The 26,911-nt window shown below is 37.6% G+C and carries 27 protein-coding genes and 1 pseudogene; 23 read left to right on the forward strand and 5 right to left on the reverse strand.

All coding sequences use genetic code 11. From position 1 onward, the window contains the following. Window positions 1–124 precede the first annotated feature (124 nt). Window positions 125–610 (reverse strand): hypothetical protein, encoded by a 486-nt coding sequence (locus IPJ16_02425; protein MBK7626053.1) that lies wholly within the window; start codon window positions 608–610, stop codon window positions 125–127. A gap of 236 nt (window positions 611–846) precedes the next feature. On the opposite strand from IPJ16_02425, the gene IPJ16_02430 reads away from it, so the two are divergent. Then, a complete protein-coding gene (locus tag IPJ16_02430) occupies window positions 847–1,734 on the forward strand; it encodes an alpha/beta hydrolase (protein MBK7626054.1) in 888 nt (295 codons plus the stop codon). Window positions 1,735–1,926: 192 nt separating this feature from the next. Here IPJ16_02430 and IPJ16_02435 read toward each other — a convergent pair whose 3' ends face one another. Further along, window positions 1,927–2,241: a hypothetical protein gene (locus IPJ16_02435; GenBank protein ID MBK7626055.1), complete on the reverse strand. Its 315-nt coding sequence runs from the start codon at window positions 2,239–2,241 to the stop codon at window positions 1,927–1,929. 672 nt (window positions 2,242–2,913) lie between these two features. Between IPJ16_02435 and IPJ16_02440 the strand changes: the two genes are divergently transcribed. The 9 genes from IPJ16_02440 to IPJ16_02480 all read left to right on the forward strand — a co-directional run bounded on the left by IPJ16_02440 (window position 2,914) and on the right by IPJ16_02480 (window position 9,120). Then, window positions 2,914–3,441 carry a cysteine hydrolase gene (locus IPJ16_02440; GenBank protein ID MBK7626056.1) on the forward strand — a complete coding sequence of 176 codons (528 nt, stop codon included), beginning with the start codon at window positions 2,914–2,916 and terminating at the stop codon, window positions 3,439–3,441. A 507-nt stretch (window positions 3,442–3,948) separates the two neighbouring features. Then, the gene (locus tag IPJ16_02445; protein MBK7626057.1) at window positions 3,949–4,629 is read left to right on the forward strand and encodes an energy transducer TonB; all 681 of its coding nucleotides are present in this window, start codon (window positions 3,949–3,951) and stop codon (window positions 4,627–4,629) included. A gap of 546 nt (window positions 4,630–5,175) precedes the next feature. Next, entirely contained in the window at window positions 5,176–5,712 is a 537-nt protein-coding gene (locus IPJ16_02450; protein MBK7626058.1) for a DUF2975 domain-containing protein, read from the forward strand. A gap of 3 nt (window positions 5,713–5,715) precedes the next feature. Further along, window positions 5,716–5,943, forward strand: a complete 228-nt coding sequence (locus IPJ16_02455) for a helix-turn-helix transcriptional regulator (GenBank protein ID MBK7626059.1) — start codon at window positions 5,716–5,718, stop codon at window positions 5,941–5,943. A 131-nt stretch (window positions 5,944–6,074) separates the two neighbouring features. Beyond that, on the forward strand, window positions 6,075–6,281 hold the full coding sequence (locus IPJ16_02460) for a hypothetical protein (protein MBK7626060.1): 207 nt from the start codon (window positions 6,075–6,077) through the stop codon (window positions 6,279–6,281). 420 nt (window positions 6,282–6,701) lie between these two features. Continuing rightward, on the forward strand, window positions 6,702–6,914 hold the full coding sequence (locus IPJ16_02465) for a hypothetical protein (protein MBK7626061.1): 213 nt from the start codon (window positions 6,702–6,704) through the stop codon (window positions 6,912–6,914). A gap of 69 nt (window positions 6,915–6,983) precedes the next feature. Continuing rightward, on the forward strand, window positions 6,984–7,433 hold the full coding sequence (locus tag IPJ16_02470) for a CPBP family intramembrane metalloprotease (GenBank protein MBK7626062.1): 450 nt from the start codon (window positions 6,984–6,986) through the stop codon (window positions 7,431–7,433). A gap of 86 nt (window positions 7,434–7,519) precedes the next feature. Then, the gene (locus tag IPJ16_02475; GenBank protein ID MBK7626063.1) at window positions 7,520–8,215 is read left to right on the forward strand and encodes a hypothetical protein; all 696 of its coding nucleotides are present in this window, start codon (window positions 7,520–7,522) and stop codon (window positions 8,213–8,215) included. Window positions 8,216–8,487: 272 nt separating this feature from the next. After that, window positions 8,488–9,120 (forward strand): cation transporter, encoded by a 633-nt coding sequence (locus tag IPJ16_02480; GenBank protein MBK7626064.1) that lies wholly within the window; start codon window positions 8,488–8,490, stop codon window positions 9,118–9,120. Between the two features lie 37 nt (window positions 9,121–9,157). Here the strand turns inward: IPJ16_02480 and IPJ16_02485 are convergent, their stop codons facing one another. Together IPJ16_02485 and IPJ16_02490 are read right to left on the reverse strand one after the other, a co-directional pair. Beyond that, window positions 9,158–9,346, reverse strand: a complete 189-nt coding sequence (locus IPJ16_02485; GenBank protein MBK7626065.1) for a helix-turn-helix domain-containing protein — start codon at window positions 9,344–9,346, stop codon at window positions 9,158–9,160. Between the two features lie 2 nt (window positions 9,347–9,348). After that, entirely contained in the window at window positions 9,349–10,179 is an 831-nt protein-coding gene (locus IPJ16_02490; protein ID MBK7626066.1) for a hypothetical protein, read from the reverse strand. A gap of 298 nt (window positions 10,180–10,477) precedes the next feature. Between IPJ16_02490 and IPJ16_02495 the strand changes: the two genes are divergently transcribed. From IPJ16_02495 to IPJ16_02555, 13 genes and pseudogenes are all read left to right on the forward strand, one after another. Next, entirely contained in the window at window positions 10,478–11,368 is an 891-nt protein-coding gene (locus IPJ16_02495; GenBank protein MBK7626067.1) for a PAS domain-containing protein, read from the forward strand. Then, a complete protein-coding gene (locus tag IPJ16_02500; protein MBK7626068.1) occupies window positions 11,320–13,509 on the forward strand; it encodes a PAS domain-containing protein in 2,190 nt (729 codons plus the stop codon). The genes IPJ16_02495 and IPJ16_02500 overlap by 49 nt, the downstream gene beginning before the upstream one ends. A 34-nt stretch (window positions 13,510–13,543) precedes the next feature. Next, complete coding sequence (locus IPJ16_02505) at window positions 13,544–13,987, forward strand: response regulator (GenBank protein MBK7626069.1); 444 nt, start codon at window positions 13,544–13,546, stop codon at window positions 13,985–13,987. A gap of 11 nt (window positions 13,988–13,998) precedes the next feature. Continuing rightward, a complete protein-coding gene (locus tag IPJ16_02510; protein ID MBK7626070.1) occupies window positions 13,999–16,635 on the forward strand; it encodes a PAS domain S-box protein in 2,637 nt (878 codons plus the stop codon). Between the two features lie 201 nt (window positions 16,636–16,836). After that, a complete protein-coding gene (locus IPJ16_02515) occupies window positions 16,837–17,256 on the forward strand; it encodes an SUMF1/EgtB/PvdO family nonheme iron enzyme (GenBank protein ID MBK7626071.1) in 420 nt (139 codons plus the stop codon). 42 nt (window positions 17,257–17,298) lie between these two features. After that, window positions 17,299–17,841: a carbonic anhydrase gene (locus IPJ16_02520; protein ID MBK7626072.1), complete on the forward strand. Its 543-nt coding sequence runs from the start codon at window positions 17,299–17,301 to the stop codon at window positions 17,839–17,841. A gap of 172 nt (window positions 17,842–18,013) precedes the next feature. Next, entirely contained in the window at window positions 18,014–18,343 is a 330-nt protein-coding gene (locus IPJ16_02525) for a methyltransferase domain-containing protein (GenBank protein ID MBK7626073.1), read from the forward strand. Beyond that, window positions 18,241–18,654, forward strand: coding sequence for a methyltransferase domain-containing protein (locus IPJ16_02530; protein ID MBK7626074.1), 414 nt, complete (start codon window positions 18,241–18,243; stop codon window positions 18,652–18,654). The genes IPJ16_02525 and IPJ16_02530 overlap by 103 nt, the downstream gene beginning before the upstream one ends. A 108-nt stretch (window positions 18,655–18,762) precedes the next feature. After that, a pseudogene (locus tag IPJ16_02535) lies at window positions 18,763–19,690 on the forward strand (PD40 domain-containing protein). An 85-nt stretch (window positions 19,691–19,775) separates the two neighbouring features. Beyond that, the gene (locus IPJ16_02540; protein ID MBK7626075.1) at window positions 19,776–20,348 is read left to right on the forward strand and encodes a DUF4256 domain-containing protein; all 573 of its coding nucleotides are present in this window, start codon (window positions 19,776–19,778) and stop codon (window positions 20,346–20,348) included. A 67-nt stretch (window positions 20,349–20,415) separates the two neighbouring features. Then, window positions 20,416–21,087 (forward strand): isoprenylcysteine carboxylmethyltransferase family protein, encoded by a 672-nt coding sequence (locus tag IPJ16_02545; protein MBK7626076.1) that lies wholly within the window; start codon window positions 20,416–20,418, stop codon window positions 21,085–21,087. Window positions 21,088–21,234: 147 nt separating this feature from the next. Continuing rightward, entirely contained in the window at window positions 21,235–23,739 is a 2,505-nt protein-coding gene (locus IPJ16_02550; protein MBK7626077.1) for a glycogen/starch/alpha-glucan phosphorylase, read from the forward strand. Between the two features lie 141 nt (window positions 23,740–23,880). Further along, window positions 23,881–26,229, forward strand: coding sequence for an ABC transporter permease (locus tag IPJ16_02555; protein MBK7626078.1), 2,349 nt, complete (start codon window positions 23,881–23,883; stop codon window positions 26,227–26,229). Window positions 26,230–26,329: 100 nt separating this feature from the next. Here the strand turns inward: IPJ16_02555 and IPJ16_02560 are convergent, their stop codons facing one another. Beyond that, window positions 26,330–26,809 carry a hypothetical protein gene (locus IPJ16_02560; protein ID MBK7626079.1) on the reverse strand — a complete coding sequence of 160 codons (480 nt, stop codon included), beginning with the start codon at window positions 26,807–26,809 and terminating at the stop codon, window positions 26,330–26,332. Between the last annotated feature and the right edge of the window lie 102 nt (window positions 26,810–26,911).

Genomic DNA, 26,911 nt, shown 5'->3' on the forward strand with positions numbered 1-26,911 from the left:
CACCCTCCTACGCGTGAAAAACGCTTCGGAGGGCGAGGTCAGGACACGTAATGGTATTGATAAATTCTGTATATTGACTAGGATTTATTACCTTAATTATTTTCAAATTGCGAGCTAATCATTACTATTTCACTCGTTTATAAACAAATGGGACTGGATTCTTCCCTTCAAGAATGCTAAATGAATCAGGTGATAAAAATTCATAATCATATCTTGAAAGTATTTTATCGGGAGTAATGAGACTTTTACCTTCCCAATAAATTTTTTTATCTGTTGTGAACTTCCCAGTAAAATATTGAAATTTGCCTCCAGTTGAGAGTGAGTAGCAAATGAAATTTTCGTACTTCGAATCAAAGCCCCAAAGTTGTTTACCTTCCATAAATATGTTGCCTGACCCAACAAACATATAATGCACTTCAAAACCTTTTCCATAAGGTACGGCCTCCATAACTTCTGATGTGTCTTTTGCTATTTCGCATTTCCATTTTCCAGTAAATTGTTTCATTAATTCAACTTGATCAAGTTTATCACCTGAAGTTTGCGCTTGGAGACCATTCGAAAGAATCAGCAGGACGACCATCACTATGATTGTTAAACTAATTTTTTTCATAAGGTTTGTGATTCATTAGAATTAAACTAAAAGAAGAATTGTCAATTATTACAAATTTATTAAACAACTCATTACAAGGCAAATATATTTACAACATGACTATTTCAGAAAGTCACTATTTTCGGATTGCCATTGTTAAAAACTGCTACGACCACCTAACGGACTAATTTTAGTTTTGTACTTTTACAATTAAGTTCCTATGTTCCAAAAGAGACTATATTTCAATGAAACACAACATGAAATACAAACTCCCAATTTTTTTGCTTCTAGTTGTGATAAGTTCCTTTACAGGATTAATTTATTCACAAGTTCCAGACAATGGATATGTAATGCAAACCAAGGTTTATAAAACTATCCGATTGACAAAACTAAAACTGTACATCTTTCAGCCTTCTGTACGAAATGATATGGAAGAATTCCCTGCAATAGTATTTTTTCACGGAGGTGCTTGGTCTGGAGGACATGCTTGGCAGTTTATACCTCAGTGTAAGTATCTGGCTGAACGTGGGATGGTAGCAATAAGTGTCGAATATCGGGTCAGAAAGCGGCAGGGAGCTACACCATTTGAATGTGTGGCAGATGCGAAATCAGCCATTCGTTATGTACGAGCACACGCCAGTGAGTTTGGTATTGATGAAAATCGAATCGTAGCAGCAGGAGGAAGTGCCGGCGGTCACATGGCAGCATGTACCGCCTTGATAAAAGACTTTGATGAGACAACTGAAGAGTTGAGTATAAGCTCAGTACCAAATGCATTGGTGCTCTATAATCCTGTACTTGATGTGCCAGAGATAGTGAATAATTTACCAAAAAAGTTAATCAAAGCTTTCGCGGGTAGAGAGACAGAAATTTCTCCAATTCATCACCTATCCGTAGGGGTGCCACCAACAATCATATTCCATGGGACAGCAGATAATGCAGTGCCCTTTCATCAGGCTACCAGATTCTGTGAGACTATGAAAAAATATGACAATAATTGTGAAGTTGTCCCTTTTGAAGGACTCGGGCATGGTTTTTTCAATTATTACAAAGGTGAAAATCCAACTTTCTTCTCGACAATGGAAGAAACAGATAAATTCTTGATTTCCATTGGATACCTGAAGGGATGGCCGATAATCAAATGATAAAATGATTTTAATATTGCTACGACCACCTAACGCAGATGGTTGGGGTAATAAACTCGTCACAATTTTTGCCTGGTGACGTGACAGTTTTCACTCTTCAGCCGGGATGGTAAAAATTGCGCAACCGCAGAGCCGTTAGCCTTCATGAGATCGAGAATTAGCAGAAGATTTACATTCGTTCCAAACTTTAACTTAAAAATTTAAATCAGCCATCATCAAGTTTATTTTATCAAATATCTCACCTACACCAAGAACTGCAATAAAGATAAAAATGCCGACAAGAACTTTTGCTAAAATCGCCAATCTAGGACCAATTGAAATACGCGAAACTTTTTTTGTCAGCATAATTAATATATTCACTGGCAGAAAGTAAAATACCGATACAATAATCAAGAAAATTCCAAAAAACGGATCGTTCCCCCAAAATGTATTGATTATGCCCGCCAAAAAGGTAGCAGTTCCGAAAATCCAACTGAATGTTTTCCCGATAATAGATAAGCTGTTCATAATGCTAATTTTTTAAATTATTACTTTATTATAACTTAGAATAATACAAAGAACTTTGTGCTACAAAGCTAAAAATATATTGTGAGTTTCAAAGTGATTAAGACAAATAAAATATCACGAAATGCAAACACGGACAGTAGCAATTATTTTTTTTGTCACGGTTTTTGCGTTATATTCCTGCATCGGAGAGAATTTATCATGTCCGTAAACCCGGATTGGTGCATCTGCCGGCTATTAAATCCTGCACCATAAGTTAATCCTGGCATCGTTCATGTTTGCACCACGATACTTCATCAGGCAAAAAACCACGCCCTGGTTCGCTCCCATATGGCCTTATTAAATGACTGATCCCCACTATATTTCCTGCCTGCGGCCTTAGGTGGACTCACCAACAAAAACACCTGTTACCGGCAGACCGATAGTATTTATGCGCGGTCCGCTCCTGCCGGGACAGTTTACTTATAGTGTGACAATTATGTAACCCTTGACAGATCGCACAAATGCTAACGAAAAAGGCAAGGACTCCACAGCAACAAGTATTCAAAACACATAATAAATTTGCTTTTGCACGATTTTGGCAATCACTCACCGATGACACTGACTTTGAACAATTTCGAATGATTCTTTCTACAAATATTTATTAATTTCGCACTATACAACTAAGAAACTATCATGGCAGATAAATCAAAAAAAAGAAGAGACATCAAACCAGCTTTACTAATAATTGATGTCCAAAATAGATATCTAACATCTATCGCACAAAGAGACAAGGAACTTGCATTTTTCTTCATTAATCTTTTAATTGATCTCTTTAGAAAACATGATTTTCCAATCATCCGTATTTACCACAGTAATAATGAAACCGGACAATTACCAAATTCTGAAGAATTCGAATATCCAGATACAATTAAAATTAAATCAGAAGACACTCAGGTTATCAAAACATATTCTGACAGTTTCAACAAAACAATACTTGATGATATTCTAAAGAAAAAAGGCTGTAATACAGTGTTCCTTTGCGGTTTTAGTGCCATAGGTTGTGTATTGGCTAGTAAAATTGGAGCTCAGAACCATGATTATAAGGCTTTTATTGTCAAAGATGCCATTATGAGTCATGATTCTGAGTACACAAAGAATGTTCAGGTAATGTTTGACGCTATCAGTTATGACGCAATCGAGCTAATTCTTGATAACTGCTAAATCAGTTCCACAAAAACTATATCAAAAAACAATACCTAGATAAATCCTGCCCATAATCCAGGACTGAAAACCGTGACAAATTTCAGTTATTGTGACAAGTTCTTCATATCGGGACAGTTTTAATCTAGGCACAAATGCTAACCCGGATGGTTGGGGTAATAAACTTGTCACAATTTTTGCCTGGTGACGTGAACGCCAGCCGAGCAAAAACTGCAAGTAATTCAGGGGCCCGAACGCTCCTTTTTCTTTTGATCATTTTATCATCTTGCCAATTTTCGGAGCCGGCCATCCCTGACAAATCCTGCTCACTAATGCTCACTCATGCTAACGACAAAGCCAGATAACGGCTTAACCCTGACTTACAGACTTTTAAATCTAAAATCAATCTCCTTGAAAAATCTAATTTGACTATCCAAATCACATTAATCTGCAGATTAAAAAAATTTAAAACAGGTAAAATATTATTGTAGAATATTAACTTTAGGTAACTGAAAATACTATCGAAATATGAAGAAAATATTAATAGCTATAATGATTCTCCTGACTTATTTGATGAATGGGAAAAGTCAGTCAATTCAAATTTCTGATCCTACCTTAGGAAATAAAAAGGCAGAATATCTAAAGGGAGATCTTAATAAATTTTTTGCCCGCAGGGTTCTTTACCCTAGAGAAGGGTCATCGCCAAAGATAGAGGGTGATGTAGTTCTTTCGTGTACCATTACAAAGGAAGGCAAACTCACCAGCTTAGCAGTGGTAAGCTCTCCGGATATTTCTCTATCTAACAGTTCATTAGTCGCAATAAATGATCTGGAAAAGGAATGGAGTCCTGCTAAAATAAATAATATACCAATTGACAAAAACTATCTGTTCATTTTCAGGTATAGAATTTACAAAAACACACAACCTATTGATTATAATAAAAATGCTAAAAGATATTTTGAAAAACAAAAGTATGAAAAAGCTTTAAAGCTCTACAATGAGGCAATTACAGACAACCGGTTTAATTTTGAGTTTTACGAATCAAGATCTAAAGTAAAGGAAGTCCTTGGTGACATGGACGGTGCTAAAAGTGATAAATTAATCTCATCACAGTACAATGACCAAATAATGTCAATAATCAATATTTCCGCATTCAGCATTACCAGAACGATAACAGGTAGCAGAATTGAATCTAGGAGAGTTGAATAATAAAATTATATACAGACTAATATAAATAGATTCTCAACAACCTAACAACAAACCAGTATTCCTATTAAATCTAAGGATTTTTATTCTCCTAAATATCCTTAACTGATAATGACATACGGACAGCTTAACCATGACTGGCAGACATAAAAATCTATCACCTGACAATTTTCTTCCCTTTTACAAATCTCTCATCCCTACGCTCAGCTGACTGGATTGCTTTATCTTGGCGTGACAGGTTTCACTCATCTGTCGGGATTTAAAAACTCCGGCGCCTAACACAGATGGTAGGGATAATAATCTTTTTCTACCCCAACCGCCGAACTGTTAGCGATCATTCTCAATAACAATTTGAAATTTAGTTATATCCACCAGATATACACACATGCAATTTGACCGTTGGCCTATATGAACAGTGACAACCATCACACAGAAAAATAAAAAGAAATAAATATATATTCATTAAATATTTTTTGATATTTATTACATATATATTGTTTATCAATAATTTTTTATTATCTTTGAGCCATAATTCTAATCTTAAGTATTATGACAAAAAGAAACAATCTCGTATTTATAGGCCTTCAAATAATTGGCTGGATCATATTCGTTGGCTTGTGCATCGAAGCCGGAGCACTTATAGTTAATTTTGTTTTGAGTCTCTTCAATCCTGAAGTTGTCCATAACCTTTATCAGAAGCTGGACCTCAGTCAAATTTATAATACTAACATTTGGGTGTATTTCGGTATGTACGGTTTTATCCTGACAATCTCGATTTCAAAGGCATATCTGTTCTATGTAGTAATAATGCTTTTACATAAACTTGATTTGGAGAAACCATTCAATACTTATGTTGCCGACCAGTTTAAAAAAATCAGTTATATCACTCTCGAAATAGGGATAATTAGTTTAATAGCCCGTGAAATATCACAAAGTATGGTTCATTACGGATTAGAACCTGGCACGCTGGATAAATTCTGGGAAGATGGCAGTGCATTTTTATTAATGGCAGCTGTAGTTTATGTTCTGGCTACTATTTTTTCGAGAGGAGTTGAAATCCAGAATGAAAACGATTTAACTGTATAAGCCATGCCAATCATAGTAAACTTGGATGTAATGATGGCGCGACGAAAGATGTCGCTCAATGAGCTGTCGGGGAAAGTTGATTTAACCCTGTCTAATCTTTCTATTCTAAAAACCGGAAAAGCAAAAGCAATCAGGTTTACGACCCTTGAAGCTATTTGCAATGCGTTAGACTGTCAGCCAGGTGATATTCTGGAATACAGAGAAAATGATAATAAAAAAGCGATCAGTTAACACGGGCAATATGGGCATATTGTTTGTCACACTTTGACTCAAAAGCGAGGTCCCGGGATCGCACGCAACATATTGGAATTTTTATTAAATTTCAAACTGGATTCAAGTGTTCATTACAAAACAGTTAAAATATGAGAAAATTCAGGTTAATTATTGCTGGCCTTTCTTTTGCATTATTAGTTTCAAATCTGTTTTTCATCGATTATCAGGACCTGATTTCAAAATCGAATATGGGACCCTTTCTGGGTATGCTTTCACTGTCATTTACTATTCTCGCAATGTTTTTATCAAACAGACATGAGGCGAAGAATTCAAAGAGCATTATAAAACCTAAATGACACAGGACAAATTCGTACCTGCATGACAGTTTAAAATTAGCACTTAATCTAACCTGGATGGTATAGGTATTCTCATTCGCCAGCCAACAGGCCATTGTATGGATAACTGAAATTAAAACTTGTCATAATCTTTGCCTGGTTCCGTAAAACCCAATTACACTTTTATGCCCTTTTAATAAGCTCTATCCCCCACTGTTTCTGATCAGATAAAAGTCTTACCTGACACATTTGCCCATCGACATTAGTTTTTAATTACTGAAACTTTCCTATTTTTACTACAGAAACCTTAGCAAAGAAATTGATTCTGTCATGTTTCATATACATGAGTTGGCCACCATTTAATTTATAGCTGAATTGCAGTGATTAAATAAATTGTTAGCAGAAGAAGTTTATGTGTATTCATTTATTCAGTTTTAGAATATGGAAAATAATATTACCAGACACACCCTCTTAAAGTCAATAGCCTTGCATCTTTTACCGGGAATACTGGGCGGAATAGCTTATTATATTTTAAGCCCGATTGTAAAGGCAAATGGTTTTCCAACACTTATGGCACTTATTATTTCTGGTACAGTCATTTTAATTCCTTTTGAATTAGGGTTCTTAATCTACCAGAAGAAAGTGACTTCTTAGAATCTCTTTAAAGGTGTAATTCAATATTTTAAACCTATCCCATTTTGGCAATATCTTTTATTCATCCCATTGATTATTGTAATTGCCGGTGTTCTGTTTAAAATACTCGGTTTTACTTCGACATTTCTCATGACTTTTTTCAATTGGCTGCCTGCTGATACAATTATTGACATGGGATTGGATTCTACACTGACAAAATCAAAGCTTCTATTCACATATCTTCTCTTTCTTCCCATTATGGTCTTGGTCGTACCAATTATTGAAGAGTTTTATTTCAGAGGATACCTTTTACCAAGAATGCCAGACAGCCTGAAAGGCTGGACAGAAATAACACACAGTGGATTATTTGCACTATATCATACCTGGACGCCATGGATGATTGTCGTTCGCACATTTGGTGTATTACCCTTAATATATCTGGTAAAAAGAAAAGAAAACCTGTTTCTTGGTATCGGAGCCCACTGCCTTTTAAATTTAATTGATTTTATAACAGGAGTATTAATTGTACTTAAAATGTAGTAAAAACTTTCTCCTTCTCAATTCATTTATAGCATTCAGAATTTCCTTCCGATGCCATTCATAATAAAACAAATCTTAAATCATCAATGAATTCGAAAATAATACCATCTATATTTCTTCTGCCAAGCCGGCTAGTGTTATTTCTGGTTTTTCAGCTATTAATTGCACTCCTGTTAAGTTCTTTTGAGCAATCAGTAAAATATTGGTTATTATCAGCATCAGTAACAAACCTTTTTAGTATTATCTTTTTAATATATGTCTTTAAGTCGGAGGGACTCCGTTTTCTGGATTTGTTTAGAGTAGACAAAACCTCATTTAAAAAAGACATCCTTTTATTTTTAGGTCTTACCCTGGTTTGTGGCCCGGTGTTTTTTTTCCCTAATTACTATCTTAGCATCTGGCTGTGGGGAGATTCGGCTGTTCCATATAACATGATGTTTAACCCAATCCCGCTTCCATTGATATATGTTTTATTGGTCTTGTTTCCTGTTACTATTGCATTTGGAGAATTAGCAACTTACTTTGGCTATATTATGCCTGCGCTAAAAAAACAACTGAATAAAAAGTGGTTAGCAGTCTTCTTCCCTGTATTATTTTTATCTGCCCAGCATTGTACATTGCCTTTTATTCCAGACTTGAAATTCTTAATATACAGGCTTTTAATGTACTTACCCTTCGCCTGTCTGATTGGCATCACCCTCTATAATCGTCCCAAAATTATTCCCATATTTTGCAATCATGCATGGCTTACTCGACATGGGAACTGTGATGGTCCTTCTTGAAATAAGTAATAGTTGAAAAACTCAGAATTCAAATATTATAAGTATATCAGAACGATACAGCTGAAATCAATACATAAACCATATAACCCTAAATATTTTATCATCAAGCAGTTTGATCTTTCAGACCGTATTATGGTGGCGAAACGAAAAAATAGAAAAGTCATCTGTCATTATAACAAAAAAAGACTATCAGAATCCTCAAAAACCGACCTGCTGAACAATGGCGATAGCTTCTTGTTGTATATAGAATAAAAACCTATCTTCCGGAAATTATGGATAAACATAGGCTTTATAAATATGCCTGGTATCTTGCCCTTTTCACAATCTTCTATAACATACTGGAGGGTCTGTTTTCAGTATACTTTGGTTATACCGATGAAAGTTTAACTCTGTTGGGTTTCGGTTTTGACAGTTTTATAGAAGTTCTTTCAGGAGTAGGTATTGCTCATATGATAATACGAATCAGGAATAACCCAAATGGCAGCAGGGATGATTTTGAACGGACAGCATTAAAAATAACCGGTGTTTCATTTTATATACTCACAGCAGGTCTGGTTATTTCAAGTGCTTATAATATTGTTACAGATCATAAGCCTGTAACGACTCTTTGGGGAATTATAATCTCCCTGTTATCGATAGTCGTTATGTTACTGCTTGTTTATGGCAAAAGGAAAATCGGAAAGGAACTCAATTCGAATGCGATAATTGCAGATGCAGAATGCACACAGGTATGCATCTATATGTCAGTTATCGTTTTAATTGCCAGTGTAACATACGAACTATTTAAAATACCATACATCGATTCTATCGGCACACTCGGGCTGGCTTATTATTCATTCAAAGAAGGCAGGGAGTGTTTTGAGAAGGTTAAAACAGGGAACCATTGCTCCTGCAGTATAAAATAATGAACTAAGAAAGGTCTTGATCGGATTATGCTCACTTTTATAAGTAGTCAGAAAACCTCTGATCAATATGCTGGTTAAACCATTTATCGACAACGGATCTTTTAAATCTCCACTCCTTTCCCAGTTTTGCCGCCGGGATTTTTCCATTCTGAGCCCATGTGTAAATGGTTTGCGGCTTTAGCTTTAAATACTTTGCTACTTCCTCAATCGTCATAATTTCATCCATCCTTACCTCCTCTTAAAGGTTAAAGTTACAGTTGTATCTGTACCATTAAGCTTGTTCAGCAGATTCACCAATGCTGTGTCGTTAATTTGTGATTTTTCATTTATTGGGTTTCGTTTATCCTCATTGAAATCATTTTGATTGTCAGGAATTGCAGGGTTCGTAAGCTGTTGGACTGAATAGATTATTGCGGTATAAAAGTTACCCTCATATTTCCTGAAGAGCTTAAATTCCTCGGTCTTGTTACTCAGAAAAGGACGCAGGTTCCAGGCTATCTGTATTCCGACAAAAGCAAGTATTATCATCCAGATTCTGAAAACATTGACCCCGATACGCGGATAAATATCTTTTTTCTCACAGGCAAATTTCAACGCTTCAATCATTAATCTCATACCGAAGATCCCTGAGAAGACAAATATTGATACATGCAGAAGCTGCAGGAAATGGTAGTTCCCCCCTGTTAACTGAAACAATATTACAATTGGTGCGAAAGAGATAGCAATGGCAGCGGTAAGTACAAAACCGCTCAGAATTATAAATATCATTTGTTTCAGTGTCATTTTGGAACTCAGGACCTGCTGAATTACATAGAATGACGGGAAACAAATCAGAATTGCACTAATAAACAGAAAAGTCACTTTTAATCCGGCAATAAGTGACTGAAGGAAGCTATGATAACTGCCCATGACAATTCCATAAAGAAATGTAAATACGCAAATAATCAGCAACTGATTAAGGATTAGTCTTTTCGATTGATCCTTACTTCGCTCTTCAAAATATGACTCAGCATTCTGAAATATTTTGAAAACTTCAATTAATCCATTAGCTTTTTCCATGGTTAAAGAAATTAGTTATACTATAAAATTACAACATTTTTCAAATATTATCAATGTTTATTACTGTTTTATACTGTATTCTACTGTTTACCTATATAAATAGCAGTAATATTCTTAATTTATACCCATAATGACGCTCAAAAAATGACCTGAAAATTGTTTTACAAATAGCATAAATATGACTTTCTTCTTAAAACATCATTTATTATTTATATATTGAAGGTTCTTTTAGATTTCTGTGTTCAGGTTCCTTTTTTGCTCTCCACTTCAATCATTTGGTAACTTAAAGGATATTAACATGAAACTGAATCAACTTACTCCATTTACATGGAAGCGTTTAACAATAACACTTTCCCTTATCATTCTTGCATCCTTACTTAGAATCTGGCCATTGCAATCATTAGACTCTACATTGGCATGGCTGACATTTTATCCTGCAGTAATGATTGTTTCGGTTTTTGGCGGACTTTGGGCCGGATTACTTGGAACCATACTGGCTTGCAGCATCAGTTACTTTTTATGGTTTCTCATAGTTCCACAGCCATTTATTAAGACTCATGGCGATGTTATCGGACTATTTGTATTTGCAATAACAGGTGCCATGATCGCTGGGGTCTCTGAGGCAATGCGTCAGGCAAATCTAAGGGCCATTGAAGCAGAGAGACAAAGCAAGATTGCAACCCTGGCAAAAAGTGAGGAAAGATTCCAGTCGACACTTGACTATCTTTTGGAAGGGTGCCAGATAATTGGTTTTGATTGGAAATACATCTATCTGAATCGAACTGCAGAGATCCATAATCGTCGCCCTAATGAAGAATTGATAGGTAACCGGTATCAGGACATGTGGCCTGGAATTGAAAAAACAGAAGTTTTTCGAATCATTAAACAGACAATTGAAGAAAAAACCGCGAGTCATCTTGAAAATGAATTTGTTTATCCGGATGGAAGTCATGGCTGGTTCGATTTGAGTATTCAACCGGTTCCGGAAGGAGTATTTATTTTATCCATAGATATAACCGAGCGTAAACTTCGGGAAGAACAGCTTTATGAAAGCGAGTTCAGATTTACAAAGTTGTATGAAAATGGTCCTTTCGGCATGGTAATGGCAGATAAAGAATTCCGGTTTAAAAAGCAAATCCTATGTTCTGCAGAATCATGGGTTATGATGAAGTTGAAATCCGTAAATTAACATTTAAAGACTTAACCCATCCGGATGATCTGGAGAATGATATTAAGAATGTCCATAAGCTAATGAATAAAGAGTTGGCAGTTTATAAGACAGAAAAACGCTACATCAGGAAAGACGGGCAGGTGGTTTGGGGTTCGCTGACAGTTACATCCACCTATGATAGTGATGGTCAGTTTCTTTATAACCTGGGTATTATTGAGGACATTACCGAACGCAAATTAGCTAGTGAGGCGTTACAGGAAACTGGCATCCGCTTGGATCTTGCTTTGAATTCATCCCACTCCGGAGTATGGGATTGGGATGTAGCCACAAACAAAATTATCTGGTCAGAACAGATGTATGAACTTTTCGGTACCGATATGAAAGTTGCAGATGCATCTTTCGACACCTGGAGAGCTGCACTACATCCCGACGATAAAGAACAGGCTGAATTAAAAATTGCAGAAGCCCTGAAAAACAAAATCAACCTGCAAAACAATTACAGGGTTAGACTTCCGGATGGAAAAATACGATGGATCAATGCCACCGGTAAAGCATTTTATGACACAAACGGCCAGCCCTTGAGAATGATTGGAATTTGCAATGATATCACAGAACAAAAGATAGCAGATGAAAAAATTCGGGAAAAGGATATAGAATTCAGAAAGCTTTCAGCAAATGTGCCTGATTTAATCTTTCAATTCACACGTCGACCTGATGGGACATACTATGTACCAATAGCCTCGGAAGGAATCCGAAATATTTTTGGATGCACACCCGAAGATGTTGTGGCTGATTTTTCTCCTATTGGCCGGGTAATTTATAAGGATGACGTGGAAAGAGTAATTCATGATATTGAATATTCAGCTGAACATCTGACATATTTTACCTGCGAATTCAGAGTGCAGATACCAGGCAGGGAAATACAATGGATCTATTCCAACTCAACACCTGAAAGATTGCCTGACGGAAGTGTAACATGGTATGGGTTTAATATGGACATAACCTCAAAGAAACTGGCTGAAGAAGCACTGAGAGAGAAGAGCTCCAGGCTTGACCTTGCAATGCAAACAGCAAATATGGCATGGTGGGAAATGGAAATCAGTACTGGCAAAGTAACATTTGATAAACTTAAAGCCACTATGTTGGGTTATCAGCCTGAAAAATTTAAGCATTATACTGATTTCACAGCATTGATTCACCCGGAGGACTTAGACAAAGCAATGAACGCGATGAAAATGCACTTAAGCAGACTATCAGAAAAATACGAGGTTGAATATCGTATTATGAACAGTGCAGGAGAATATAAATGGTTTTATGATATAGGCGCTATCGTCAAAAATGATGATAATGGAGCGCCCTTGAATGTAATAGGCTTTGTAATAGATATTAACGCGCGTAAGAATGCTGAAGAAGAAATAATAAAACTCAATGAAACCCTGGAACAGCGTGTTGAAGATCGAACCGTTCAATTGAAAGAAGCCAATCATGAAATGGAAGCTTTTTCTTATTCGGTATCTCACGATCTTCGGGCACCCCTGAGACATGTAATAGGATTTTCAGAAAAGCTTGAATCAGAACTTAGAGATAAAAATGATCCGGAAATAACCAGGCTAACCGGTAAAATAAAAAATGCAGCATCAAGAATGAGTCTGCTGATAGATGAACTACTAACCTACTCACGCCATGGAAGAGCTGAATTAAAGGCAGTCAAACTATCATTAAATGCTATCATTAAGAACATTATAAAAGAAGCCGCTGATATTACCAAAGGCAGGAAGATTGAATGGAAGATAAGCCAGTTTCCTGATGTTATTGCAGATTCTACACTAATCAAACTTGTGTTGCAGAATCTGATCTTAAATTCGATAAAGTTTACCAGTAAGAAAAAAAACGCAGTAATCGAAATCGGATTTTACGATAAAAGTAAAAAGGAATATACAATTTTTGTTAAGGACAATGGAGCCGGTTTTAATAATCAGTATGTAGATAAATTATTTGGTGTCTTCCAGAGGCTGCATACCAATGAGGAATTTGAGGGAACTGGTATCGGTCTCGCTACTGTTCGAAGAATCATACATAAGCATAACGGATCTGTTTGGGCTGAAGGAGTAGAAAATGAAGGGGCGACTTTCTTTTTTACTCTTCCAAAGAGACTATGATATAATCTTTTATCCTAATTAAAAATCTATTAATATGAAAATCCAGCTTAATAGAATATTGCTTGTTGAAGATAATGAAAATGACCTGGAACTGACAATCGACGCCATAAAGAAAAATAACCTTGCAAATGAATTGGATATCGCAAGAGATGGATCAGAAGCTCTTGATTATCTTTTTTACAAGGGCAAGTGGAAATCAAGGGAAAGTGGTAACCCAGCTGTAATTCTCCTTGACTTAAAACTTCCTAAGGTCAGTGGTATGGAAGTTCTGAAAAAGATTAGAGAAACCGATCAGACAAAAATGATCCCGGTAGTGATTCTTACATCTTCAAATGAAGAAAAGGACATAATTGAAGGGTACCGTCTGGGAACAAATGCATATGTTGTAAAACCAGTTGTATTTAATGAGTTTATAGAGGCAGTTAAGCTCGTAGGTGCTTTCTGGGGTATTATTAATAAACCTCCGTTAAAAACTTAAATATTTAAGCAATGAAAGAGGATGAATTAATTAAGGTCCTTCATCTAGAAGACGATCCGGATGATTCAGAGCTTGTTCTGACTGAGCTAGGAACACTCCCCTTCAAAATAGATTATACAAGGGTTGATTGTGAAAAGGATTTCAGATATCAGCTTGAACAAAATCATTTCGACATAATCCTGGCGGATTATAATTTGCCGTCATTTAATGGCATATCAGCTCTTAAGATCTGCTCTGAATGTTATCCTGAAATACCTTTTATAATAGTTTCCGGAACTCTTGGTGAAGATATAGCTGTTCAGATGCTGAAATACGGGGCCTCAGATTATCTTCTTAAACAGAATCTGAAGCGCCTGGCAACCGCTGTTGAACATTCACTGGAGGAAGCCAGCCTTAAGCAAGACAAAATTAAAGCAGAAATAGAATTAAGGGAAAGTGAAGAAAAATTCCGAACAATAACAGAAAACTCTGCCGACGCAATTTTTGTTGCTGATCAAACCGGAAGGTATGTTTTTACAAATAACAGGGTTACAGAAATGTTGGGATTCTCCAGAGAAGAAATGATCTCGAAAACTATTACCGACCTTGCTCCTGAAAACCTTATTGATAAATTTAATATGCTTTTTAATAGATTGCTTGCTGAAGGAAAAGTTATCGGAGAACTTGAACTTCTTAAAAAGGATGGATCATTTTTACCTGTAGATTTAAATGCTGTTATATTGCCCGGGGGCTTTTTATATGGAAGTTGCAGGGACATTACTGAAAGAATAAAGGCGAGCAGGGATCTCGAGGCAGCAGCTTTGAGGTGGGTGAGCACTTTTGATGCTATTTCAGATACTGTTTATATCGTTTCAAAAGACTATAAGATCCTGGCAATGAACCGTGCCGGACTGGAGAATCCCGTATTTTCTGTTGAAAAAACTATTGGTAGCAAGTGCTATGAGTGTATTCATAATACATCAGGACCAATTCCAGATTGTCCATGTGCAAAGATTAAACAATTCGCTGAAAGTACCTCATTCGAATATGAACAGGATAACAAATTTTACCATTTACAAGTCTGGCCGATACCCGATGCTGATGGGAAATTTGAGTCATCAGTTCATATTTTAAAGGATATTACCGATAGAAAACTGACTCAAAAAGCTTTGGAGGAGAGTGAAAAAAAATACCGAAGCATATTCGAAAATATTCAGGATGTCTATTACCGGATTAATAATGATGGAATTATAACAGAAATTAGTCCGTCAATACAAAGATTATCAGGATATACTTCTCAGGAACTGATCGGAGTGCCAGTATCAATATTCTATTATTATCCGGAAGAAAGAAATCAATTGCTGGAAAAATTATCAAAGAACAGCGAAGTATGGGATTATGAAGTCAGAATGAGAACTAAAGACGGAATGACTAAATATACTTCTCTAAACGCACATTTATTACTCAATTCTGAAGGTAACCCAGATGGTATTGAAGGATCTTTGCGTGACATTGATGAAAGAAAGCATTTTGAACTCAAACTTGAAGAAGCTAAAGACAGAGCAGAAGAGAGTGATCGCCTGAAAACAGCATTTCTTCATAATATTTCTCACGAGATCAGGACACCAATGAATGCGATAATCGGATTTTCTACTATTCTTGAGGAAGAAGACACTACTTCTGAAAATCAGAAATCTTTTATCAAAGCAATTCAGGAAGGAAGTAACCAGCTTCTTTCAATAATTAATGATATTGTTGATATCTCAAGTATTGAAGCGAATATTCTTAAGAAAAGTATTACTAAAGTTAATATCAACGATATTTTAGAGAGCCTTTATACACAGTTCCAATTAAAAGCTGTCGAGAATAGCAATTCTATTCAAGTCACTCCCGGCCTTAGAAAAGAAGATGCCCAGATTGAAACAGATAGTACAAAGCTGATTCAAATTTTGTCAAATCTGATTAGCAATGCTCTCAAATTCACCAAAAACGGGAAAGTTGAAATTGGCTACAAAGTTAAAGAATCTATGATAGAATTTTTTGTGTCAGATACCGGAATTGGGATAATAGACGATCAGCACTTAAGGATCTTTGAAAACTTTTATCAGGTTGAAAATGAACTCTCACGGCAATATGGTGGAACAGGTCTTGGCCTGGCAATTTCTAAAGCTTACACAGAACTTCTTGGAGGAAAAATATGGCTACAATCCGAACCAGGCAAGGGTTCGACATTTTATTTCAATGTTCCTTATATTAATTCTGAATCCGAAGTTCAGAGGGAAAAGGAAATAAAAGACTTTAAATATTTGAAGTTCAAACAACCAGTAATTATTCTTGTAGCGGAAGATGATGATCAGAATTTCAATCTTATATTACATTTTTTGTCTGATCCTCAAGTAAAAATAATGAGAGCATTGAACGGAAATGAAGCAGTTAATCTATGTAAAGCAAACAATTTCGATCTGGTGTTAATGGATCTGAAGATGCCGTTAATGGATGGCTATACTGCAACAAAAATAATCAAGGAGCATTTTCCAAATCTTCCTGTGATTGCCCAGACCGCATTCGTTACTGATACAGAAAATGCCATGGCTTCCGGCTGTGATGATTTTTTGAGTAAACCTTTTACCAGAGAAGGAATTCTTTCAATTATCCATAAACATCTTTAAACCAATAGATAGTTTAATTTCTGGACACAAATCATCAACCTTCATAATCTAAAAGATCGCGATTCCAGTTTCAAGGATTAAGTAAGTAAAATAAATGAAATCGGACCATTAAAATTATCCCGGACTTTTTCTTCTAAGAACCCAGATTTGACAGTTACAAACAAGTTCCATACCATAAAAACAACAAAAAATAATCAACCCATGCTGAAAGCATTTTTTATTTTAACGTTTATAAGCTATGAGTTGATTGTTACTGTTCAAAACAAGCCTGCCATTGAGTGGGTTACTATTCCCGCCGGAACATTTAATGTGGGAAGTCCGGCCTGTGAGGCAGAAAGAGATGATAATGAAACTATGCATCAGGTAAACTTAAGTGCTTTCATGATGAGCAGATACGAAGTAACATGTGAGAAGTACGATCTGTTTAGCGATGCTACCGGCAGAAAAAAACATCCGGGTATAATCGTAAACCGGAAAGATGCAACTTCCGGAAAAACCCATGTACGCCGTGGCGGAAGTTGGAATGATTGTGTAAAATGTTGCAGGTCAGCATATCGCGACAATGTCACACCAGAATACGGTGACTACTCTATTGGTATCCGTCTTGTCAAATCTTTTTAAACAACAATATGAAAATCAACACTAAAATATAAAACGGACCAAATGGATAAGCTTTTGTCAATTAACACGTTAGAAGACATACTTCCGCAATATCGTCAAACCCCGATTGGATTGCTCCTGGAGTTTCATAACCTGAACCGGCCACTTGAGATATATGAGAAAGCTCAGCTTCTTGTTGGTATGTGTATGGATAACCGTAAACACCTTCATATGCCCGATAACTTTGCCTTTATCATTCGTTCAGGCGGGGCAAATTTAAGGTACAGCGAGTTCAAAGTTTCTTATGCAATTGCTGTAGGCCAAGTAAGCTATATCGCACTGATAGGACACAACAACTGTGGAATGGTTAATCTGATTTCACGACGTACCGAGTTTATTGACGGCTTAGTAGCTACAGCTGGATGGACTAAAGAAAGGGCAGAAGAGCAATTTATGAATTACGCTCCTATGTTTGAGATCAGCAACGAGACTGAATTTATTCTAAGTGAGACAAAAAGGCTGCGGCTAAGGTATCCCAAAATCATGATTGCTCCCCTATTCTACCTTGTCGAAGACAATAAACTTTATTTCATTGAAGAAAGCTAGTATATAAATACTGTTTCCGGAACCTTCAAAATTGATCCCTTTTTGAAAGCTGGTTTCAGATCAGGAGATTCTGCTGCATAAAAAGAGCAGGTGTGATCATCGGGACAATCAAATTTTTATTTGCTTTTCATTTTTTTGCTTAATAAATTTAAGTCCGTGACAAAGACAAAAAATGATAACAAAAGCCGAGAAATTCTGGGATAAGCAGGCGGTTGCCTTTAAAAACAGTGAAAGTCAATCGGATGCAATTAATAAGGATATTATTGCCAGGATAAGGAAACATCTGAGTATAAACGACAATGTACTTGATTTTGGTTGTGCAACCGGGACAAAAACGATTGAGCTCGCGGGTGGAGTAAAACACATTCATGGCCTTGACCTCTCATCTGAAATGATCAGATATGCATTAATAAAAAAGAAGAGTCGAAAGCAGAGAATGTATCTTTTTCAAAGGGAACATTATCAGATGATGATTTTGAGAATTCTTCCTTTGATAAAATAATTGCTGGCGCAATAATTCATCTATTAGAGGATAGTGAAAAAGTAATCCGGAGAATTCATGAGTTATTAAAACCAGGCGGGCTGTTTATTTCAACAACCGGCTGCATGAAAGAAAAGATGGCCTCCGGCAAAAGACTCGAAGTAACATCAATTCTGATTATGAAAAGACTTGGAATATTCCCTCTGCACTTAAACATGTATAAAGCATCGGATGTAGAAAAACTAATCATGGATCAGAATTTTGAGATAGTTGAATCCGAAAAGATTTTTGATGGAATTACAGCCAGCTTTATTGTCGCAAGAAAACTCTGAATTGCAAATACTTAAATGAAGATGCTACTTTTATTTGTCTTTCTGATTAAAGTCTTCCAGGTTTCCCCGGCTCTATAAATCATACAAATAATTTACAGGAAAAGTGACATGAAAAAACTGATTATTTTGCTGCTTGTACTTAGCAATAATGTATTTGGCCAGCCTGAACGCATCCAATTTTTAATTACAACTGTCCGCACAGGTGATACTGAAATTTTTACAGTTGATCCTGTTACAGGCGATGCTTTCAACATAACCAAAGCACCTGAATCAGAAGAGCGTTATCCGGCATTTCACCCAAACGGTAAACAGGTCATTTTCACATCTGATCGTGATGATGGTAAAACTTTTAACTATTATATATCAAATTCTGATGGCTCAAACCTTAAAAAAGATTACCAGTCTGACAGAAGGATCAGTTGCTTATTGGGCGTCATTTACTGCTGATGGCAAATGGATTTATTTTAATGAAGGAAATTCTTCGAAGATCTATAGAGTAAAACCCGATGGCTCTCAACAGGAAGTAACAGCAGAAGGAAGGGATGCCAATATTTCACCGGACGGGAAAAAACTGGTTTTCACAAGAAAAGGACAAAAAGCCTGGGGAGTATGGATAATGGACTGGGATGGGAAGAATCCATTACAGATAATACCAAATGAATCCGAGATTGGCGGTATAGCTCCCATATGGTCACCTGATGGGAAAAGAGTAGCATTTTCAATGCAGGCAGGTGAGATTGCTGAGATCTTCTCGTGTAATGCCGACGGATCTGATTTAAGGCAACTGACAGATCTTAAACAAATCAGTAGTTCTCCGGCATATTCACCAGACGGCAGAATTATAACATTCAGAGTCACCAATGAAGCCTATTGGCGCGACCAGCAAAAGATGAAACAGACATATGCTGAAAAAGAAGGTGATAAACGTCCGGTCTGGATGATGAATGCAGACGGCAGCAATGCCAGAATTGTAGAGGTGCTCCATTATCAGTGTGCTATGGATGGTAGCAGAGCAGAGATAAGGAATATCAGATAGTTTTAAACCTGACAACAAATACAATTGATTATTTGTTTTGTTAACAGGATGTAATAAAATTATCACCAATTAATCCAAACTAACTATGTCAAAAGTCGATACAAGAAAAGAGTTGATACCCGAACAACAGGATGAACAGCTCAATACTTTGAAATTACGTTTTGAGAAGAATATGATCCGGCATAATGATCTTGAATGGGATAAAGTTAAGGCAAAGCTTAAATCTGATACCAGGAAACTGTGGTCACTTTGTGAGATGGAAAAAAGCGGCGGTGAACCGGATGTTATTGGTTTTGATAAGAAGACCGGAGAGTACATATTTTATGACTGTTCAGCGGAGAGTCCTGCAGGCCGGAGAAGCATCTGCTACGACGGAGAAGCACTGGAGTCCAGGAAGGAAAATAAGCCCCAAACCAGTGCAGTTGATATGGCTGCGGAAATGGGGATTGAACTTTTAACTGAAGAACAATACAGGGATCTTCAGAAAACCGGACAATTCGATCTTAAGACATCGAGTTGGGTAAAAACACCTGCAAATATCAGAAAACTTGGAGGTGCGCTCTTTTGCGATCGTCGCTTTGACCAGGTCTTTGTTTATCACAATGGGGCAGAATCTTACTATGCTGCCAGAGGGTTCCGAGGATTGCTTAGAGTCTGAGAACCATACCACTAAATGATTCTGACTAGAAGCTATTTACATTAAAATAATTCATATTCATGATCAGATGAAAACAGGTTATATTCTTAAACACCTCACAGGTACACTGGTGTTCTTTCTCATTCTGTTTTTGAGTGCGGGCAGATTTTATTACTGGCAGGGTTTGATTTATACAGGCATCGGACTGATAATGGGTATCCTGAGTTATACACTGCTCAAACCTGATGCTGAACTTTTAGAAGAACGTTCAAAGCCTGGAGAGGGAACCAAAAGCTGGGATAAAATGTTATTGGGACTATCGTTTCTGGCTACTATTGCTATGTACATTGTGGCCGGACTTGATTCGGGACGTTATTACTGGTCACCGGATTTCCACTGGAGCCTGACTCTGGCCGGGATTATCCTCACCGCAACCGGACAACTGCTTTTTATTGTGGCACAGAAACAGAACAGATTCTTTTCAAGCACTGTCAGAATACAAACTGAAAGAGAACATATTGTTTGTGATACAGGACTGTATAAAGTTGTAAGGCATCCTGCTTACATGGGATCAACTATCCAGGCTATTGGATTCCCGCTTCTGTTAGGATCTTTGTGGAGCATTATTCCTGTTGTCTTTATGATCATTCTGCACATAATGAGAACATTATGGGAAGATGAAACCTTAAGGAAGGAGCTGAAGGGGTATACTGCTTATACTCTTAAAACCAAATACAGGCTGATACCATTTGCATGGTAATTCAGTTATAATAAGAGTAAACTTTCCAGAAGCATTTTCGTAGTTGCTTACAGATTTCTAAAAGCGCTGAAAACTTTAACGTTTTTATTCGTACCTTTTCGTTGCTGTTTTTTCAAAACCGGATCGATCATTTTACACTAAACTCAAATGGCAAAGAAGACGAATAAAGGTGATATGGGAAGCACCAACTCAAACGGACCCAAGATAGATGTCCGTAGTGGCATGGATGTAGAATCACTGAAACAGGCTGTTACAGAGCATTTATTTTACCAGCAGGGCAGAAATATAGTGAATACTTCCCTGAATGATATGTATATGGCTGTTTCATATACCATACGTGACAGGTTACTACAGAGAGAACATAAAACAATGAATGCCGTGTTTGAAAATGATGCGCGGCTGGTAAGCTATCTGTCTGCTGAGTTTCTTCTGGGTCCGCATTTAGGAGTTAACCTTATTGCTCTGGATATTTTCGACGCTATGAAACAGGCTGTTGAAGAGCTGGGTTTCAATTTCGGGGAAATAATAGCCCAGGAGGAAGAACCCGGACTGGGCAATGGTGGTCTCGGCCGGCTGGCAGCCTGTTATATTGACTCGCTGGCATCTCTGCAGATACCTGCTATAGGATATGGAATCAGGTATGAGTTTGGGATCTTCGATCAGGAGATCCGCGATGGCTGGCAGGTTGAAAAAACAGACAAGTGGTTGCGTAAAGGTAATCCCTGGGAGAGCGTAAGACCAGAGCTTGCTGTTAACGTAAATTTCGGTGGCCATACCGAGTCATATACCACTTCTGACGGAAATGTATACTTCAGGTGGAAACCGGCTTATAAAGTAACCGGAATACCCTGTGATACACCTATAATGGGATACCATGTACCATCGTGTAATTTCCTGCGCCTGTGGAAATCGGAAGCCGAAGAATCATTCGATTTTTCCTCATTCAACCAGGGTGACTACTATAAAGCTGTGGATTACAAAGTGAAGTCTGAAAATATCAGCAAGGTATTATATCCCAATGATGAGATGCTTGAAGGTAAGAAGCTGCGTCTAAAACAGCAGTATTTCTTCGTATCTTGTTCTCTCCAGGATATGATGAGAATACATCTCAGATTCGATGGTAAGCCTAAGGATTTCCATAAAAGATGGGCTATACAACTTAATGATACACATCCTTCAGTATCTGTTGCCGAACTAATGCGGATACTCGTTGATGAATACAGCGTTGACTGGGACACAGCATGGGATACAACATGCAGAACCTTCAGTTATACTAATCACACTCTCCTCCCCGAAGCCCTTGAAAAATGGTCTGTGGGACTGTTTGCATACCTGATACCACGGGTTCTTGAGATTATTTATGAAATCAATCGCCGCTTTTTGACAGAAGTCAGCAAAAGGTTTCCAGGCGATGAGGGAAAACTCTCCCGAATGTCCCTTATTGATGAAACTGGAGGCAAATTTGTGAGGATGGCTAACCTTGCCTGCGCAGGCAGTAATGCAATAAACGGTGTTGCAGCATTGCATACTGATCTGCTGAAGGAACAGGTATTGCACGACTGGGTTGAAATGTACCCAGGCCGATTCTATAATGTTACAAACGGCGTAACGCCCCGCCGGTTTGTTGTACTGAGCAATCCCGGATTAACCAGGCTTATTACTGATTCTATTGGTGACAAATGGCCCGGTAAGCTGGAGGAACTGAGAAAGCTTGAGCCCTTTGCCGGCGATGCCTCATTCAGGGAACAGTTCAGAAATGTTAAACTCAACAACAAGAAACTTCTTGCTGCACTTATTAAAGAAAGAACGGGTATTATAGTTGATCCGGCTTCAATGTTCGATATACAGGTAAAAAGAATTCATGAGTATAAACGTCAACACCTGAACGTATTGAATATCATTACCCGGTATTTACGCATAAAGCGAAATCCTGATATCGATATTGCACCCCGGACATTTATTTTTGGAGGAAAGGCAGCCCCTGGTTATTATACTGCCAAACTCATTATAAAACTTATTAATTCAGTTGGCGAGGTGATAAACTCTGATCCGGATGTTAAGGACCGGCTCAAGGTGGTCTTCTTTCCTGATTTTAATGTTACAAATGCACAGATTATTTACCCGGCAGCAGACCTTTCAGAACAGATCTCAACAGCCGGTAAAGAAGCCAGTGGTACCGGTAATATGAAGTTTTCAATGAACGGAGCACTGACAATAGGCACACTCGACGGGGCTAATGTTGAGATCCGCGAAGAGGTTGGAGATAAAAATTTCTTCCTTTTCGGCCTCACTTCTTCGCAGGTGGATGACGCAAAACGTAACGGATACAATCCTAAGTTTCTTTACGATAATAACGAAGAGTTGCGCGAAGTGATAAACATGATTAATTCAGGTCATTTCTCAAAAGGCGACCGCAATTTGTTTAAGCCTTTAACCGACAACCTGTTATGGCACGATCCTTATATGCTTATGGCTGATTATCCATTGTATGTTGCCTGCCAGGACCTGGTAGCCGGCACCTGGAAAAATGCCGGTAAATGGGATGAAATGGCAATACTGAATGTCGCCAGAATGGGAAAATTCTCCTCTGACCGCTCTATCGGTGATTATTGTGAAAAGATCTGGAAGGTTAAACCTTTCAGGATCAAATGAAACAGCAGTTCATAAAGCTCATTCACTTTATTTCACTGGTCATACAGCAGATTTCGTCTGGCAAATTGTTCATTTGGTATATCAGATTTGGCAATGAGTTCAGCATTTGCTCATTTTGATATGAATTTAATCTGAACAATTATGCTAAAATATTTCTTTAAGATAGCTCTCCGCTATTTATGGCAAAAAAGAACATACAGTCTGCTCATTTATTTATGTCTGACATTCGGACTAACCTGCGCAATTATTACTCTCCTCTATATCAGGAATGTATATAGTTATGACAGGTTTCATAAGAATTATGATAGAATCTATTCAGTTGAAGCCTGGGTAACATACTTCAATGGAGACCGTTTTCCTAAAGAGTACCTTTCAGCTTCTCTTTCAGATCTGCTGAAGGAAGCGGCTCCCGAAGCACAGGAAATAACCCGGACAGCAGCACAGGATTTTACTTTTATCACCGGTGATAAAGCGTTTACCGGGACCGGATTATATGCCGATAGTAACTTCTTCAGTGTTTTCACTTTCCCTCTTGTCAGTCCGGGCAAAACCAATATACTGACGGGTCCGAACTCAATTCTGGTATCTGAAAGCATGGCTGTCAGGTTCTTTCAGAGCACAGACTGTGAAGGAAAAACACTGATAGTTAAAGAGAACGGAAAAGAGAAGTCTTTTAATATAGCCGGAATCTTTAAAGATGTTCCGCGTCAGTCTCTCCTGCAATTTGACTTTGTTATTCCCTTTTCAGGATTTCTGTCAGAGAATACCCGGGCTACTGACCCTGGTTCAACAGCTAATCAAACCTGGATTGTATTAAAGGACAATGCTGAAAAATTGTATGTTGAGAACAAGATCAGAGATCTTATCAAAGACGAGGAAACAACTCTTAATCAGGAGCTGTTCCTGTTTCCTCTGAAAGAAAAGATCCTGTACTCATATGCCGGAGGAAAAAGGGTATGGAATGAAATGCAGAATATCGCAATTGCAGGTTCCATAGGTTTTGCAATTCTTCTGATTGCATGTTTCAATTATATAAACCTTTCAATTGCCTTAAATTTCAGAAGGTATCGCGAAGCGGGAATAAAAAAGGCAGCGGGTGCAGGCAGGTCTTCTGTTGCAATTCAGTACCTCGGCGAAACATTCATATTAACAGCAATTAGCCTTCTGAGTTCTCTTATTTTAGTAATGGCATTACTTCCGGGCTTAAATGCAATACTCAGCTTTGATATTCATTTCAGTCCCGACCCTGTAATAATCGGTATTCTTATTGCAGTTGCCCTGTTTACAGGCCTGGTCTCAGGATTACTTCCGGCCCTGTATCTTGCATCATCCAATCCTGTGGATGCCCTTAAGGGGAAACTGATCACCAGTCACAGCTATAGTTTTTTCAGGCAAACTCTTATTGTATTCCAGTTCACAATACCTGTGGTTCTGATTATATGCATGATGATAATAAGGGCCCAGGACAGTTACATGCGAAATTACGACCTTGGAGTAGACAGGGACAGGACAATTATACTTAATACTACAACCAATATACAGAAACATGCAGAAAGTGTTAAGGCTGATTTGCTTGCCATTCCGGGTATTGATGCAGTAAGCTTTACTAACTGTATTCCCGGACGCGGTGCAAAGGTTTCGGGTGAAGTCAGCTGGAATGGAAAGGATATCACCGAACAAATACTTTTCTGGTGTGTCAATTCGGATTTTGATTATAACAAAACGGTAACAGTAAACATTGCCGATGGCAGATTTTTCGATCCTGCCTTTTCAACAGATTCTGTTTCCTATCTCATAAATGATATTGCAGCCGGAGTGATAAAAAACACAAATCCGGTTGGATCGACAATCACCGTTGAGGGACAAAAAGGTACTGTTATAGGTGTCTTTAAGGATTTTCACGCAATTGATCTGGCCGGTCCTCTTGTACCAACAATTATGCGCATCAAACCAGATGAACAGCCAACTATTCTGGTAAAGTATTCATCAGGTTCATTTTTAACAGTAAGCAACAAAATTAGGGAAGTTTACCATGCATATGAGACAGAAGAGCCATACAGGGCAATATTATTTCGTGATCTGATCTCATACTCTAATCTGAATCTGCCATCACAACTGGTTGGTCTTGCATTCATAATCGCGCTTATTCTTGCCTGCATGGGATTATTTGGACTGGCTTCCTTCACTTCTGAAAACCGTACAAAAGAAATAGGGATCAGGAAGGCCAACGGAGCCACAACCTTATCTGTGATGCGACTGTTGCTAACAAATTATTGTAAATGGCTTTTAATATCAGTTCTTATGGCTGTTCCATTGGCATTAATGATTGGCAGGATATTTCTCGGAAGGTTCTTTTTCCATACTCCGGTTCCTGTCTGGGCTTTTGTTTCAGGACCTTTGCTGGCCATACTGGTCGCATTACTGACGGTTAGCTCACAGACGTGGAATGTTGCAAGCCGGAATCCGGTAAGGTCGCTCAGGTATGAATAATCAATAAAATGATAAAGAGACATCGGTGGATGTCTCTTTTCAGTTAAATTAAAACCTAAAACTAGGGATGGCCTGGCGGCCTGTTATTGATCGCGATGATCTACATTGCTGCAAGCACTTCACCTTTGATAAGAAGGGGGAAGTAAGCTGCTATAAGTTGGGTACTTTCGGTCTCACTGTTTTTACCTGGTACAATTAACTTCTGATGAAAATACTGGCTCCTGTCCAAAGCCTCCTCAGATTTTGTGTAACCTACCAGATCCATTGATTTGTCAAGTTTCTGAACCCCGAAATAATCTCCGTTACATACATACTGAACTGATAACTTATCGGAAAGCACAATGTAGTTTTTACACTTCTTGTCTTTCTTAATAGCTACAGTTACCTCAAGAGGTGAATTCTGATAGCTGATAACAAATGCCTTAAGTTCTTCACCATTAATGGTAACAGGCTTATCGGCCATCTCTATTTTGTAGTCTCCCAGTGCTGAATGGGTTTTCCCTGCAGCAACAAATTCTCTCGAAAACGATGCAGTACTTAATGCTAACATTAGTAAACCTGCGATTAACACTCTTTTCATGGCTTTAAAATTTTAAATTTTGATAATTTTGATTAATGCTTTTAACTGTCTCTTTTTTATTCTTTCTTCATTTTCATGAAGGATTAGTTTCAATCTTCACAT

It is taken from the genome of Bacteroidales bacterium (genome assembly GCA_016709865.1).
GTDB lineage: Bacteria > Bacteroidota > Bacteroidia > Bacteroidales > VadinHA17 > LD21.